This window comes from Dermabacter sp. Marseille-Q3180 (genome assembly GCF_940792985.1).
Lineage (GTDB): Bacteria > Actinomycetota > Actinomycetes > Actinomycetales > Dermabacteraceae > Dermabacter > Dermabacter vaginalis.
Window position 1 is genome coordinate 504088 of the sequence record NZ_CALNWU010000001.1, and the last position, 15294, is coordinate 519381.

Genomic DNA, 15294 nt, shown 5'->3' on the forward strand with positions numbered 1-15294 from the left:
TTACTCCAGGGTTCTCGGCTCACGCTTGGCGTGTGCCACGGGCACGGGACGGTCTGTTCGAAACGGCTTCGATGCCGTGCACGCGCTCTCAGCACCCGTGCAGACTTCGCCGTTTTCGTTCAGCATTCTGCATCAATATAGCAGAGGACGAGCCGGGTTTTTGACTCAGGATCAGCGCGCTACACCTCAATTTTCGGGCGCGTGCGCGCGAGCAGCACACCTTCGACCGCGATCGGCGCTACTGCCCCGAAGAGAAGCGCAATTCCCACCCACGGCATGGACAGCCAAGGCTCACCGCGCAGCACGATCAAGATCAGAATCAGCACGACCATCTTGAGTGTCCACGTGAGTAGTACGGTGCCGAACATGAGAGTGGGGCTCTGCTTCACGCCCCAGTAGGCGACGATGAGCGACGGCAGGGTAATCACGAGTGAAAGTCCCGCCCCCACGAGCGCGCCGTTGCGTGCATGCGCGTCGAACCCTAGCCACGCGACGAGCACGACGATCGCGGAGATCACGATGCCAACGAGGACCGAAGTGACAGCGCCTTTTTGCACCAGGGCGTTGTTGTGCGCGCGGTTCTTTTCTGCGGTGCTCATGAGGTTTTCTCCAGGTCCTGATTTTTTCGAGCGCGAGCGAGCGCCCGCAGGGGGTCAAGGGTCACGACTATAGCGATGACGAGTGAGCCGATCCAAATGATCATTGCGGTCTTGACCTCGAAAAATACGGGCGCAAGAAGGCATAGGCACACGAGCGCGGTCCACGTGTACATGATCAGCACGGCGCCGAGTTTCGAGTGGCCAAGGTTGAGCAGGCGATGGTGCAGGTGCCGACGGTCCGCATGAAAGGGGGATTTTCCGCTTCCCACGCGCCGCACAACCGCAAGCACCATGTCGAGGGCGGGAAGGATCATGACGCCCACGGGCATGAGGATCGGAAGAAGCTGGCCGAAGGCATCGGAGGGGGCGAGACGTGCCGGATCAACCTGGCCAGTCACGGCGATGGTTGCCGAGACCAGCAAAAGACCGAGGAAAAGGGCTCCCGAATCGCCCATGAAGATACGCGCCTTTGAAAAGTTGTGCGGGAGGAATCCGAGGCACGCACCAATCATGACCGCGGTGATCAGCGCGGCCATCGAGGAGTAGTCGGTTGAGGAGACGTCGCGCGTGAGCAGGTAGGCGTAGATAAAGAAGGCTCCTCCCCCGATCGCCATGACCCCGGAGGCGAGTCCGTCGAGCCCGTCGATAAAGTTCACGGCGTTCATCGCTGCCACAATCACGATGACGGTCAAAATGAGCGAGGACCGGGCGGAAATGAGCGTGAGCCCCCCGATCGGGAGGGTAGTCAACTGCACTCCCTGCGACGCGACGAACAGCGCGATGAGCACTTGGCCGGCAAGTTTCGTGAGCCAGTCGAGGTCAAATTTGTCGTCGAGACCGCCGAGCAGGCAAATAAGCCCGCCCGCAATGAGGATCGACCAGACTTTAAAGGAACCGCGAAAAATGGGGTCGAGGAAGGGAACGTTCGAGGCAAGCACCATCGCGACCGCGACACCCGCGAACATCGCCACCCCACCGAGTCGAGGGGTGACATCCTGATGCACATCACGGTCACGCACGGCGGTCATCGCGCCGATGCGCCTCGCAACGACGCGCGCCGCGGGCGTCACGAGATAGGTGACGGCCGCGGCGATCAGGAGAAGAAAGAGGTAAACCCTCAAGCGTCGGCCTTATCCTCGCCGGCAGTGGATTTTTCTTCGGGCGCCTTCGCGCCGTCGGCTTCTTGAACCTCTCCGGGCTCTACAGATTCTTCGGCGTGGTCGACCTCTTCGGGATCGTGCGTCTTTTCCGGCGTGAAGATTTCCCCGAACTTTTCCACGATCTCTTCTTCGCTCAACGCACCACGGCGCAGGATCTTCGGGGGGTTTACTGTCGCGTCGATGATCGTCGAGGACTCACCAATGCGCGATTTGCCGCCGTCGAGGTACACCTCGACTGCATCACCGAGCTGCACGGCCGCGTCCATGACGCTCTTGGCGGCCTCACCACCGTGCTTATTCGCACTCGACACGGCGAGCGGACCGGTCCTCTTAAGAAGCGCGATGGCGGCCTCATGGTTGGGCATGCGCAGCGCCACCGTGCCCTTGGTTTCGCCAAGGTCCCAGTGCAGGGAGGGCTGGGCCTGGACGATCACGGTGAGCGGGCCGGGCCAGTATTCCTCCACGAGATCCTCGATAATCGGAGGAATATCGAAGCCGAGGGCGTGCATAACGTTCGGGTCACCGATCAGCACGGGAGGCGGGAACTGGCGGCCACGGCCCTTGGCATCGAGGAGCGCTTGAACGGCGTCCTTGTTAAAGGCATCGGCACCGATCCCGTACACGGTGTCGGTGGGCAGCACGAGGAGTTTGCCGTCCTTGACGGCGGTGGCTGCCGCCTCGAGGGCGGCCTCGCGCGTGGATTCGTCGGTGTAGTCGTAAACGCTCACGTGCCTCATTCTCTCACTTGTGGTGCGCGGTGCGCCACGAGAAAGCGGTCGCGTCCCGTGAGGTCGCACGCGGTGCGGATCATCTCGAAGTTTCCTGTGGCCCCGGCGAGCGCTCGAGTCGCGTCCCCCTGACTTTCATCGTGCTCCATCACGAGGAGCCCACCTGGACGCAAGAGGCGTGCGGCGAGCTCAATCACGGCGCCGGGAACGTCGAGTCCGCTCTCCCCTCCCCCAAAGAGCGCTTCGTGCGGGTCATAGTCGCGCACCTCGGGGTCGGAAGGGATCTCGCGTGCCGGGATGTAGGGAGGGTTTGCAAGGACGAGGTCGAGCGGCCGCTCGGGAATGTACGCTCGCACAAAGTTGTCGAGTTCTTTTTTCTCCGTGGGCAATTCGGCGCAAAAGACGTCGGAGCGGCCTGGCCCGGCAGCTTCGCAGTTGCGCTGCGCAAGTTCCACGGCGCGCTCATTCACGTCAAACGCGCTCACGTGGGCGGCGGGGAATTCGTCGAGGAGCGCGGCGGCGAGGGTTCCGCTTCCGGTGCAGGCGTCAAGGGCGCGCAGGGGGTCCGACGCTTGCTGGCCTTCGTCGTGCACCCACGTGTGGGCGATGTCGAGCGCGAGCTCGGTCTCGGGCCGCGGGAGAAACACGCCGCGGGCGGTTTCGAGGGTGAGACGGCGAAAGGGGGCTTCGCCGAGGATCAGCTGAAGGGGCTCGCGTTTTTCGCGGCGTGTGAGCACCGCGTCGACGTCAGCCTCGAAGGTTTCGGGGAGCTTGTCGAGGAGCACGAGGGACGTGCCCGCACGCGCGGCGTGGGTAACAATGAGTCGCGACTCAGCCTCGGCGGAGTCAATGCCTGCCGCATGCAGCCTCGAGCATGCATTGCGCCGCGCGAGCGCGACGCGCTGCGACACGCTGAGCCTCCCGCGAGTCATGTGTGCCTACTCGTTCGAGCCTGCGGCGGCGAGCATCGCTTCACGATCGGCATCCATGAGGGATTTCACGACCGGCTCAAGATCACCGTTGAGAACCTGGTCGAGGTTGTTGGCCTTGTACCCGGTGCGGTGGTCGGCGATGCGGTTCTCGGGGAAGTTGTAGGTGCGGATGCGCTCGGAGCGATCCACGGTGCGCACCTGGGAGCGACGGGTGGCGGAGGCTTCCGCTTCCTGCTCGGCGTGCACGGCGTCGAGAAGGCGCGAGCGGAGGATTCGCATGGCCTGCTCCTTGTTCTGGAGCTGACTCTTTTCGTTTTGGCAGCTCACCACGAGCCCCGTGGGAAGGTGCGTGATGCGCACGGCCGAGTCGGTCGTGTTCACGCTCTGCCCGCCTGGGCCAGACGAGCGGTAGACGTCGATGCGCAGGTTGTTCGGGTGGAGTTGTTCCGCGAGAAACTCGTCTTCATCTGCCTCGTCGGCCTCGGGCACAACGAGAACACCGACAGCCGAGGTGTGGATGCGGCCCTGGGATTCGGTCACGGGCACACGCTGCACGCGGTGCACACCGCCCTCGTATTTGAGGTGCGCCCACACGCCTTCAGCGGGACCCACATTGCCGCGCGTGCGGATCGACATCGAGAGATCTTTATAACCGCCGAGGTCATTCTCGGTCTCGGTAATGATCTCGGTGCTCCAGCCATTCCTTGTGGCGTACGCCTCGTACATGCGCACGAGATCTGCGGCGAACAGGGCTGACTCGTCGCCGCCCGCACCGGCCTTGACTTCGAGGATCACGTCGCGCGCGTCGTTGGGGTCGCGCGGCGCGAGCAGGTCCTCAAGCGTAGCCGTGAGTTCTTCGCGCTTGGCTTCGAGCGCCTTCGCTTCCTCCGCCATCGACGAATCCTCTTCGGCAAACTCGCGCGCCGTTTCGAGGTCCTCGCCCGTCGCAAGCCACTCGCGGTACGCCCTCACCACGGGACCGAGCTCGGCGTACCGGCGCCCCACGCGCTTGGCCTTGTTGTGGTCGTTGTGAAGCGCGGGATCGGCCATTTGCTGCTCGAGGGCCGAGAATTCATCAACGAGCGAGGACACGTTCTCAAACATGAGGGTCTTTCTTGACGTGGTGTAGCGGGCGTGGAGGTTTCGCGTACGCGAAAGCGGCGCCGACATCCCACATGGAGGCGGGGTGCCAGCGCCGCTTTGAAAAGCTACTTCTTGCGCTTGCCGTAGCGTGCTTCGAAGCGGGCCACGCGGCCACCGGTGTCAAGAATCTTCTGCTTACCGGTGTAGAACGGGTGGCAGGCCGAGCACACCTCGGAGTTGATCTTTCCGTCGGCTTTCGTGCTGCGGGTCACGAACGTGTTGCCACAGGTGCAGGTCACCGTGGTCTCCACGTATTCGGGGTGGATCCCCTTCTTCATGTGATGTCTCCTTTTCATTCATGGCCGCTGGGTCGGCTCCGCGACGCGGGCCGTGAACCAGAACCGCCGTCCAGTTTCCCATGAAAGGAAGCCGGAGCTCCAGTTGGCGGCCTGTAACTCTGCTTACAGGCCGCTTCCCACGAGCGTCGCCCGGACTTATTCGCCCTGGCGAGGAACTTTCGGGGTGGATTTCGACACGGCGAGCAGGAACTCCCCGTTGTTTTGCGACTTCTTGAGGCGTTCGAGGAGAAGCTCGATCGCTTGCTGCTGCTCGAGCTGGCTGAGCACGCGGCGCAGCTTCCACATGATCGCGAGCTCTTCGTTGCCCATGAGCTCTTCTTCGCGGCGCGTGCCTGACGCATTGACGTCGACGGCGGGGAAAATGCGGCGCTCGGCAAGCTTGCGGTCAAGCTTGAGCTCCCAGTTGCCGGTGCCCTTGAACTCTTCGAAGATCACTTCGTCCATCTTCGAGCCGGTATCCACGAGCGCGGTCGCGAGGATAGTGAGCGAGCCGCCATTTTCCACGTTGCGGGCTGCACCGAAGAAACGCTTTGGCGGGTAAAGCGCCGAGGAGTCGACACCGCCCGAGAGGATACGTCCGGAGGCTGGCGCCGCGAGGTTGTAGGCGCGGCCGAGGCGCGTGATCGAGTCGAGGAGCACAACCACGTCGCGGCCCATTTCCACGAGACGCTTCGCGCGCTCGATCGCGAGCTCGGCGACGGTCGTGTGGTCGTCAGCGGGGCGGTCGAAGGTCGAGGCAATGACCTCACCCTTGACGGTGCGCTGCATGTCGGTGACTTCCTCGGGGCGCTCGTCGACGAGCACAACCATGAGGTGAACCTCGGGGTTGTTCTGCGTGATCGCCTCGGCAACCTGCTGCAGGATGATGGTCTTACCGGCTTTCGGCGGTGCCACGATCAGGCCGCGCTGCCCCTTACCCACGGGAGCAACGAGGTCGATAATGCGCGGCGTGAAGTTCGTGGCCTTGTTCTCGAGGCGAAGGCGCGTATCGGGGTACAGCGGCGTGAGCTTGTTGAATTCAACGCGAGCTTTCGCCTTCTCCGGTGTCATGCCGTTGACGGTGTCGACGCTCACGAGTGCCGCGAACTTCGAGTGGGCCTTGTTGCCTCGCCCGCGCCCACGGCCGCCACCGTGGTGGAAGTCCTGCTGGCGCTGCTGCTCTTCGCCGTCCTTGGGGGCCTTGACCTGGCCCACGATTGCGTCGCCTTTTCGCAGGCCATACTTACGCACCTGGTTCATCGACACGTAAATATCGCTCGGGCCGGGGAGGTAGCCGGTGGTGCGCACGAAAGCGTAGTTATCGCGAATGTCGAGAATGCCCGCAACCTTGACGAGCACGTCGTCTTCGCGCACCTGCGGCTCGCCGTTGTTGTCGTGATCGCGGCGGTTGCGATTGCGGTTGCGCTCGCGACCACGCGAGCGGCGACCGCGACGGTCGTTGGTGTTGTCGTCCCCATCGCCGCGGTTATTGCGGCGGTCGCGGCGGCCTTCACCTTCACGGTTCTTTTGATCGGAGTCGTTGCCGCCCTGCCCGCGGTCGCTGCGGCGATCGCGACGGTCCTCGCGCGCGTCCTTGCGGCGCTCGCGCGCGGTCTCGGAATCAGGGAGTTTGATGTCTTCGACGCGGCGGGGGCTGTCCCCCCGGCGGCGATCGTGGCGGTCGCCACGCTCGTCGTCGTTGTCGCGGGCTTCAGCAGCGCGGTTTTCGCGAGCGGTGCCCTGGTCGTCGCTCGACTTTTCGCTCTGGTCTTTGCGGGTGCGCGCGGGCTTCTCTGCCTGCTCAGCGCTCGCAGCGCTCTTCGTCTTCGCCTGGGCAGGTTCGGCCGTGCCCGCGGTTTCAGCGGCGCTCGCCTTGGGAGCGCGCGCGGCGGGGGCCGACGGTGCCTTGCCCGTGCTGATGGCTTCGATCAGCTCGCCTTTGCGGAGCTTACGCACGCCGCGGATGCCCATGGAAGTCGCGATGGCCTGAAGCTCCGGGAGCCTCTTTGCCGAAAGCTCGGCGGCGTCGGTGTAGTTGTCGTTCACCCGGGGTCCTTTCTGAGGTGTGTGTCCCGTGGTTGTTCCCAGTTTCGTGAGGTGACGGTGCTCTTTTCGGGGAAAAACGCGCGCTCGGGCGCTTGGCGAGAGGCTCGTGATGCTTTCACGCCGAAGGAGGGGCACCAGTCGGTGTCAGGAATGCTCGGCCGCCATGAGAATGACTCGTATGCGATCGCCTACCGCCGAGGGAAGGATTGTGGCTTTACGCGGTGGCGGTTCGCCAGCCTTCAACGAGGGCGGGGCCACGTTCGCGTGGCCGAGCACCCTCACGATAACACAGTGCGAATGCCCTCTTGTGCAAGGGGCACGCGGGCGAGGCGCCAGTCGTCCGGGTCTTCCACCACTTCACTCACGATGCGCGCGATATCGCCAGGGGCATCGGCGGGGATGAGTATCGTTGGCCCCGCCCCCGAGATTACGGCGGGAACGCCCTGCGAGCGCAGCACATGCACGAGACTCACGCTTTGAGGCATGTGCTCCCTACGGGGATCCTGGTGAAGGCGATCGGCGGTGGCCGCGAACAGGCGCGAGGGGTCCTCCGCGAGGGCGTGGACAAGCAACGCGGCGCGGGCAATGTTGTGAGTGGCGTCGCGACGACGCACGTCGGGGCTGAGGCTCGCACGAGCCGCGATGGTGGAGAGCGTGCGGTTCGGCGAAATGATGAGGGGGCGCAGAACGGGGCGACCGTCGGCAGCATTCGCGACGCGCAAGCGCACGGCACGAACTTCTTCTCCCTCGGTGTAGGCGAGGCATGCACCTCCGTAGATGGCAGGGGCAACGCTATCGGGATGCCCCTCGATCGAGGCGGCGATCTCGAGCATCGCCTGATCGTCGATGGCGCTTGGGTCCTGGAGAATTCCTCGCGCCAGGGCAATTCCGCCCACGATTGCTGCGGCGCTCGAACCCAGCCCCGCTTCTTGGGGGATAACGTTCGTGCACGTGAGCCGCACGCCAATTTGGGGCGCACCCACCCATTCGAGGGTCTCGCGCAGCGTGCGCACGATGAGGTTCGTGTCGTCGACGGGCAGCTCACCTGCCCCTTCGCCGTTGATCACCACCTCGGTGGCGCCCGTGGTGACCTCGAGCGTGTAGCGGTCGCGAAGGTCAAGGGCAACGCCGAGGCTATCGAAGCCCGGCCCAAGGTTGGCGCTCGTCGCGCACGGCTGAACCGTCACGCGTTCTCTCGCGATTCTCACACTTGCCTCTCTTTATCGCGCTGCTGCCGCGGCGCTTCACCGGTGACTCGCACCGGCCTGATGCGGGTAGCGTCGCTTCAAGCGTAGCGAGTTTCGGGGGTGCGGTGTCCGACGGTTGCCACTTTTCTGCCGCTACCCGAGGTCTCGCGCGAGGAGGTCCTCGAGGGTTTCGCGGCGGATCATTTCGGTGACCGTGCCGTCTTTGACGGAGACGACGGCGGGTTTGAGTGCGCTGTTGTAGTTGGAGGCGAGGGCATAGCAGTAGGCGCCCGTGACGGGCACGGAAACGAGGTCGCCGCGCTTCACGTCGCCCGGGAGGTATTCGTCTTTCACCACGATGTCGCCGCTTTCGCAATGTTTGCCGACGATGCGCACAACGCGCGGCTCAACCGCGGAAGTGCGACTCGAGAGCAGGCACGAGTAGTCGGCATCGTAGAGGGCTGTACGGATGTTGTCGCTCATGCCACCGTCGATCGACACGTACAGGCGTTTTTGACCCGCGCCGAGCTCGACATCCTTGAGCGTGCCCACCGTGTAGAGCGTTTGTGTGGATGGCCCGGCAATCGCGCGCCCGGGTTCGAAGCCGAGCCTTGGGATCTCCAGCTCGAGTGTGCGGCAGGAGTTTTCGACGATCGCGGCGAGCTGTTCGGCCAGTTGCTCGGCCGTTCGGGGCGTGTTCTGAGTCGTGTACATCACGCCGAAGCCGCCGCCAAGAACGATGTGAGTAAGGGGGCGGCCAATCGCGTCGCGCCCTTCCTTTGCGAGGGCAAGCACGCGCCTCGCCGCGACCTCGAAGCCGTTGGTATCGAAGATTTGTGAACCGATGTGCGAGTGGAGACCGTCGAGCGCGAGGGCCTCGGCGGCTTCCACACGCCGGATCGCCTCGAGGGCCTCCCCCGTGGCGATCGAGATGCCGAACTTCTGATCCTCGTGGGCCGTCGAGATGAACTCGTGCGTGTGCGCCTCCACGCCCGAGGTGACGCGCAGGAGCACGCGTTGACGTACGCCCCTCGCCACGGCGATGTCGTTCACGCGGTCGATCTCCTCGAGGGAATCGATCACGATGCGCCCCACCCCGGCCTCGATCGCGTACTTGAGCTCCGCATCGCTTTTGTTATTGCCGTGGAATGTGAGCCGGCGAGCGTCGGACCCCGCGCGTAGCGCGATCGCGAGCTCCCCGCCGGAGCACACATCGAGGCCAAGTCCTTCGGAACGCACCCAGCGCGCCACCGCGGTCGAAAGAAAAGCCTTGCCCGCATAGCTCATGTCCACGCCGGAAAGCGGCGCGAAAGCCCGCTCGAACGTGTCGCGGAAAAGTCGGGCGCGCGAGCGGAAATCTTCTTCGTCGATCACGAATGTGGGCGTCCCGAACCGCTCCTTAATCGCGCTGACCCCGACTCCCGCGACCTCAACCTCGCCGTGCGCGTTGCGCGTCGTCTTCGCGCTCCACAGCCCTTCGATGAGGTGGTTAACGTCGGTCGGGTACGGCAGCCACTGGGGAACCAGATCGTTTCCGTGGAGGGCTCCCGCTTCGTGTGCGCGCATGCTGGCTCCTTGCTTGTGGATGGCGTTCGGTGAGCAAAACCCTAGGTCGTGGGCCTTCGCGAGCGCACAGGTGTCCACGTGGGAAGATGCGGAACTTTACGCGAGCACCCATCCACAATTGATAGCGTCAAGGCGTGAAGCACGTGCCTCGGTAAAGGAGCATCATGTCCCGCGCATCCCTCGTCGTCGTTGCCAATCGCCTCCCTGTCGATCGCAAAACCGCCCCCGATGGCTCGACCGAGTGGGTGACGAGCCCAGGCGGCCTCGTGACCGCAATGGAATCGGTCATGCGCAACGCTGAATCGGCCGCGTGGGTGGGCTGGGCCGGAGGCGCTGAGGAGGACATCGAACCTTTCGATATCGACACGATGCACCTCGTGCCCGTGACTCTTACGGCCGAAGAGGTCGAGAAGTACTACGAGGGATTCTCGAACGACACGCTGTGGCCGCTCTACCACGACGTGATCGCCGACCCGAACTTCCACCGCACGTGGTGGGACGTGTACGTGGAAGCGAACCGCAAGTTCGCGAAAGCCGCGGCTGCCGCGACTTCCGAGGGCGGCACGATCTGGGTGCACGACTACCAGCTCCAGCTCGTTCCCGAAATGATCCGCAGCCTCCGCCCGGATGTGACGATCGGCTGGTTCAACCACATCCCCTTCCCCCCGTTCGAGCTTTTCGCGCAGCTGCCAAAGCGCGACTCGGTTCTGCGGGGTCTGCTCGGCGCGGATCTGCTCGGCTTCCAGCGCGAGCGGGATGCCATCAACTTCACGACGTGCGTGCGGCAGATCCTCGGCTACCGCGCGAACGAGCACCAGATCATCGTCCCGGGCCTTGGCCTTGAAGACGACCGTACGGTCGAGGCGCGCTGCTTCCCCATCTCCATTGACGTGAGCGTGTACGACGAGCTCACGAAGGACCCGGCCGTGCTCGCGCGGGCGAAGGAAATTCGCGAGCAGCTCGGCAACCCGAAGAAGGTCGTGCTCGGCGTGGATCGCCTCGATTACACGAAGGGCATCCGCCACCGCCTCAAGGCCTACGGCGAGCTCCTCAACGACGGAGCGATCGACCCGCACGAGGTCACGATGATCCAGGTCGCGACCCCGTCGCGCGAAAGGGTCGATGCCTACAAGCAGCTGCGCGATGAGATCGAGCTAACCGTCGGGCGCCTCAACGGTGACTTCGCCCCGATTGGCCGCCCTGCAATCTCGTACATGCACCGCACGTTCCCCCGCACCGACATGACCGCGCTGTACATGTGCGCGGATGTTGTGCTCGTGACGAGCCTTCGCGACGGCATGAATCTTGTCGCGAAGGAGTACATCGCCTCGCGCGTTGATGAGCGCGGCGTTCTCGTGCTTTCGGAGTTCACGGGCGCCGCCGATGAGCTTCGCGCCGCGACCCTCGTCAACCCACACGACATTGACGAGCTCAAATCGGCGATCCTCCACGCGCTCGCGATGAGCGAGGAGGAGCAGCAGGACAACATGCGTTCGCTTCGCCGCCAGGTGTTCGATCACGATGTGCAGCGGTGGGCGTCGGATTTCCTCGAGGCACTCGAGAGGGTCGGTGGGGACCGGGGCGCAGAAGCCCGGAAGGCTCCGGCTCGCCCCACTCTTAGTGCCGACGCTTGCCCGCCCCGCGCCGACCTCGATTCCGCAATCGAGGCTTTCGCAGCAACGCCGCGCGTGCTCATCGCCTCGGATTTCGACGGAGTTCTCGCACCGATCGTCGCGAACCGCGATGAGGCGCGCGCCCTTCCCGAGTCGCTTCAGGCCCTTCGCTCCCTTTCGGGTCTCGACGGCACGAACGTGGCGCTCGTCTCGGGCCGTTCCCTCGAGGATCTCGATTCGCTCACGGAAATGCCGAGCTCGGTGGTGCTGATTGGCTCGCACGGCGCCGAGGTTGGGGCGCTTCCCGAGAGCATGGATGCGGGGATCCTCGATTCGTCGTCGCTTTCGATGACGGATGAGCGCCGCTCGCAGCTCGCCTCGATCACGGCCTCCCTCGAGCGGATCTCCCGCAAGTACCCGGGCACCGAGGTAGAAAAGAAGCCCACGGCCGCCGTGCTCCACACGCGCAACGCGAAGGGCCGCGGCGCCGCGAACGCGACCGAAGAGGCACTCGAGTATGCGCGCTCGATTCGCCACGCGAAGGTCACGCCCGGCAAGGCCGTCGTGGAATTCTCGGTGATCCCCGCAACGAAGGGCGAAGCGATCGACGCTCTCGCTCGCGCGTGCGCGTGCGACGCCTGGCTCTATCTCGGCGACGATGTCACCGACGAGTCCGTGTTCAATCGCGCCGGCAGTAGCGACCTCACCATCAAGGTTGGCCCCGGCGAGACCGCGGCGAGCTTCCGCGTCTCAGGCCCAGACGAGGTCAAAGAACTGTTCGCGCAGCTGCTCGCGAAGCGCGCGGGGTGAGCCGCAGAAAGCCTGCGACGCTCAACCGAGCGGTGCGAAAGGCTCGCGGCGCTCAGCCGAGCGGTGCGTAGCGTTCCAGGAACTCCGTGATTTTGTCGAGCACGCGCTCTTTCTTTTCCGCTCGGCTCTCGCCACCGGTGGTGTTGTCAAAGAAACTCATGCGCGGCAGCACTTTCCCGATGTCGGTGCCGATGCGGGGGACTACTCCGGCGTCGAAGGCACTTTGTACAAAGTCCCACGCGGCGGGTTCACGGAGTTTTTCTTCTTTGATGAGGGTGCCGAGTTCTTGTGTGCGGCGCTTGGTGATGAAGGCAATCCACTGCTCGGCAATGCTCGCATCCGGATTCACACCTTCGATGAAGTCCATGAACAGGTCGCGTTTGTCGCGCAGGGTCGGGCTGGATTCAATCGCTTGCAATACTCGTTCTTTGTACCGGTCGTCAGGAGCCTGGGATTTCAACAGCGGTTCGCGGAACTTCTCGACCAACATCAGGATGTAATCGACGGTGACTTCCACTTGTCTGAGCAGCTCAATCTCGAACACGAGTTCCAGTTGTTCTGATTGCGGCTCATTTGCGTCGGCATCGGCCCGCATCTCGTCGCGCACCGCGAGATAGACGCTCTGCAGGTCTTGAAGTTGACGCGGGGTGAGGTCGTCATCGTCAGGGAACTCATCGAACCCCGCCAGGAGGTTCCGTAGCCGCAGGATCTCGCCGAAAACTTCGGCGAAGTGGTGTTGTTCGCTTTCGCTAGCCGGGACCCCGGTACCGGGTTTGTGAAAGGCGAGCATTTCCGCGACTTTGAGCCGGTACTGCTCCAGGTAGTGCTCGTATGGCTCGAGCAGGGCGATGCCTTGAGCCTCAGCGTTCCCGAACAGGGCGAGGGCGTCTTCGGTGTTCTCTTGGAGGTCACGGAAACACACGATGTTCCCGTACCGTTTGACGGTGTTGAGGATGCGATTGGTGCGTGAGAACGCCTGAATTAGCCCGTGGTATTTCAGATTTTTATCGACATAGAGCGTGTTCAGCGTCGGGGCGTCGAAACCGGTGAGGAACATGTTCACGACCAGCAGCAGGTCAATTTCTCGGTCTTTCACCCTCATGGAGAGGTCGCGGTAGTAGTTCTGGAAGTTGTCGCCGTTCGCGTCGTAGCTGGTGCCGAAAATCTGGTTGTAGTCGGCGATGGCGGTGTCGAGGAATTCGCGGTTCTCACCGCTCAGCCGTTGAGTGTCGAACCCTTCTTCTGCGAGGATTCCGGCTTCGGGGTCTTCGTTGGCTCCGTAGCTGAAGATGGTGGCGACTTTGAGCCGCTGATCTTCCGGTAGCCCTGCCTGCTGCTTCTTGAATTCGGTGTAGTAGAGCTTGGCAGCTTCCACAGATTGCACGGCCATCATCGCGTTGAATCCGATGACGCGGCGCTTCGCGGTGATTGCCTCGCGAGCCCCGCCCTTTTTGCGTGCGACCTCTGCAGTGTTGCTCGTGATGGTGTGCAGGTAGGAGGTAGTGGGTTCGCCGGTTTCGATCTGGCGGCGGGTGTGCTGGTTGAAGTGTTCGAGGATGTAGTGGGTGACGGCGCTGATGCGTTTGGGCGCCATGAGTGCGGCTTCTTCTTGAGCCCGGCTCGCGCCTTCTTGAACGGTGCCGCCGGCACGTGCAAGCACGTTGTTGTACGCGAGTTTGAAGGGGAGGACGTTCTTATCTTCGATCGCGTCAACGATTGTGTAGGTGTGGAGTTGTTCGCCGAAGGTTTCTTCGGTGGTGCGTAGCGCTACGCGGCCGTCGCGTGCCCCGTAGGATTTGCCGGCGTTGTCGCGGAAAATTGGGGTTCCGGTGAATCCAAAGATGTTGTATTTCTTGAATTTTTTGGTGATCGCCTTGTGCATGTCACCGAATTGGGATCGGTGGCATTCGTCAAAAATTATCACCGTGTGTTCGTTGTAGATGGGGTGTTTCGCGTTCGCTGCAACGAAGTTGGAGAGTTTTTGGATGGTGGTGATGATGATGCGCGCGTTGGGATCCCCCATTTGTTCGGTGAGGATTTTGGTGGAGGTGTTGGAGTTCGCCGCACCCTTTTTGAAGCTGTCGTACTCCCGCATGGTTTGGTAGTCGAGGTCTTTACGGTCGACGACGAACAGAACTTTGGGGTTGCTTGGGAGCGCGGTGGCGAGCTGCGCTGTTTTAAAGCTCGTGAGTGTTTTCCCTGAGCCGGTCGTGTGCCAGATGTAACCGCCGGCTTGGGTGGTGCCGAGCATGGCGTTGTTGCTGGCGACATCGATGCGTTGGAGGATGCGTTCGGTGGCAGCGATTTGGTAGGGCCGCATGACGAGGAGGTTGCCGTCTTCGCGAAGCACGCAGTATTTGGTGAGGATGTTGAGGATGGTGTGTTTGGCGAAGAAGGTGCGGGTGAAGCCGCTCAGGTCCGGAATGACTTTGTTTTGGCTGTCTGCCCACCAGCAGGTGAAGGCCCACGTGTTGGGGGTGCGTTTGGTGTTGTCGGCTGGTTTGGGGCGCGTGGTGTTGGAGTAGTACTTGGTGAGTGTGCCGTTGGAGATGACGAACACTTGCACGTAGTCGAAGAGTCCGTGGCCGGACCAGAGGGATTGGTTTTGGTAGCGGGCTATTTGGTTGAACGCCTCGCGGAGGTTGACGCCGCGGCGTTTGAGTTCGATGTGGATGAGCGGCAGCCCGTTGACGAGGATGGTGACGTCGTACCGGTTGGAGTGCGTCGCGGAGCCCGGTGTGGTTCCTGCCTCGACGGCATATTGGTTAATGACCTGGAGTTTGTTGTTATGAATCTGGCTCTTGTCGAGGAGACGGATGTTTTTGGTCGTTCCATCCTCGCGCTGCAGGAGTTGGGTGTTGGCGTTGTGGAGCCGCCAGGTTTTTTCTTTCGACCCTTCGTTGGCGCTGGCGATGGAGGTTTCGAAGAACGTTTTCCATTCCGCGTCGGTGAATTGGATACTGTTGAGCGCTTCGAGTTGTGTGCGCAGGTTCGCCACGAGGGCGTCTTCGTCGCGAATATCGGCGTATTCGTAGGCTTGCGCCTGGAGCTGCGTGATGAGGGCCTCTTCGAGCTGCGCTTCTGACTGGTAGGCGGCCGAAGCAGCAGTGTCCGCCTCGTAGGCGGCGACGACGGTTGCTTCATCACTCAGCGCGATGGGCGCGATCTTGCCCCGACTCAGTTCCTCAACTGTGGACCGTTCCATCCCCACCATTCCTCTACCCTGCCGTGA

Annotated in this window: 11 protein-coding genes; 1 reads left to right on the plus strand and 10 read right to left on the minus strand. The window is 62.9% G+C overall.

Annotated features, from left to right (window positions below; translation table 11 throughout):
* Positions 1-179: 179 nt before the first annotated feature.
* From NBW56_RS02295 to lysA, 9 genes are all read right to left on the minus strand, one after another.
* Positions 180-599 (minus strand): Cg1360 family ATP-synthase-associated protein, encoded by a 420-nt coding sequence (locus NBW56_RS02295; RefSeq protein ID WP_250257829.1) that lies wholly within the window; start codon positions 597-599, stop codon positions 180-182.
* Positions 596-1720 (minus strand): glycosyltransferase family 4 protein, encoded by a 1125-nt coding sequence (locus NBW56_RS02300; RefSeq protein WP_074299575.1) that lies wholly within the window; start codon positions 1718-1720, stop codon positions 596-598. The genes NBW56_RS02295 and NBW56_RS02300 overlap by 4 nt, the downstream gene beginning before the upstream one ends.
* Positions 1717-2496, minus strand: a complete 780-nt coding sequence (locus NBW56_RS02305; protein WP_250257831.1) for an L-threonylcarbamoyladenylate synthase — start codon at positions 2494-2496, stop codon at positions 1717-1719. The genes NBW56_RS02300 and NBW56_RS02305 overlap by 4 nt, the downstream gene beginning before the upstream one ends.
* Positions 2493-3419 carry a N5-glutamine methyltransferase family protein gene (locus tag NBW56_RS02310; RefSeq protein WP_250257832.1) on the minus strand — a complete coding sequence of 309 codons (927 nt, stop codon included), beginning with the start codon at positions 3417-3419 and terminating at the stop codon, positions 2493-2495. Before NBW56_RS02310 ends, NBW56_RS02305 begins: the two co-directional genes overlap by 4 nt.
* A 6-nt stretch (positions 3420-3425) precedes the next feature.
* Positions 3426-4523, minus strand: coding sequence for a peptide chain release factor 1 (gene prfA / locus NBW56_RS02315; protein ID WP_065248023.1), 1098 nt, complete (start codon positions 4521-4523; stop codon positions 3426-3428).
* Between the two features lie 104 nt (positions 4524-4627).
* Positions 4628-4840 (minus strand): 50S ribosomal protein L31, encoded by a 213-nt coding sequence (gene rpmE / locus NBW56_RS02320; protein ID WP_016664822.1) that lies wholly within the window; start codon positions 4838-4840, stop codon positions 4628-4630.
* A gap of 156 nt (positions 4841-4996) precedes the next feature.
* Positions 4997-6886 carry a transcription termination factor Rho gene (rho, locus tag NBW56_RS02325; protein WP_250257833.1) on the minus strand — a complete coding sequence of 630 codons (1890 nt, stop codon included), beginning with the start codon at positions 6884-6886 and terminating at the stop codon, positions 4997-4999.
* 278 nt (positions 6887-7164) lie between these two features.
* A complete protein-coding gene (gene thrB / locus NBW56_RS02330) occupies positions 7165-8094 on the minus strand; it encodes a homoserine kinase (protein WP_250257834.1) in 930 nt (309 codons plus the stop codon).
* A gap of 132 nt (positions 8095-8226) precedes the next feature.
* Positions 8227-9639 carry a diaminopimelate decarboxylase gene (gene lysA / locus NBW56_RS02335; RefSeq protein ID WP_250257835.1) on the minus strand — a complete coding sequence of 471 codons (1413 nt, stop codon included), beginning with the start codon at positions 9637-9639 and terminating at the stop codon, positions 8227-8229.
* 164 nt (positions 9640-9803) lie between these two features.
* On the opposite strand from lysA, the gene NBW56_RS02340 reads away from it, so the two are divergent.
* The gene (locus NBW56_RS02340) at positions 9804-12062 is read left to right on the plus strand and encodes a bifunctional alpha,alpha-trehalose-phosphate synthase (UDP-forming)/trehalose-phosphatase (RefSeq protein ID WP_250257836.1); all 2259 of its coding nucleotides are present in this window, start codon (positions 9804-9806) and stop codon (positions 12060-12062) included.
* A 52-nt stretch (positions 12063-12114) separates the two neighbouring features.
* Here the strand turns inward: NBW56_RS02340 and NBW56_RS02345 are convergent, their stop codons facing one another.
* Positions 12115-15276: a type I restriction endonuclease subunit R gene (locus NBW56_RS02345; RefSeq protein WP_349815702.1), complete on the minus strand. Its 3162-nt coding sequence runs from the start codon at positions 15274-15276 to the stop codon at positions 12115-12117.
* Positions 15277-15294: the final 18 nt, after the last annotated feature.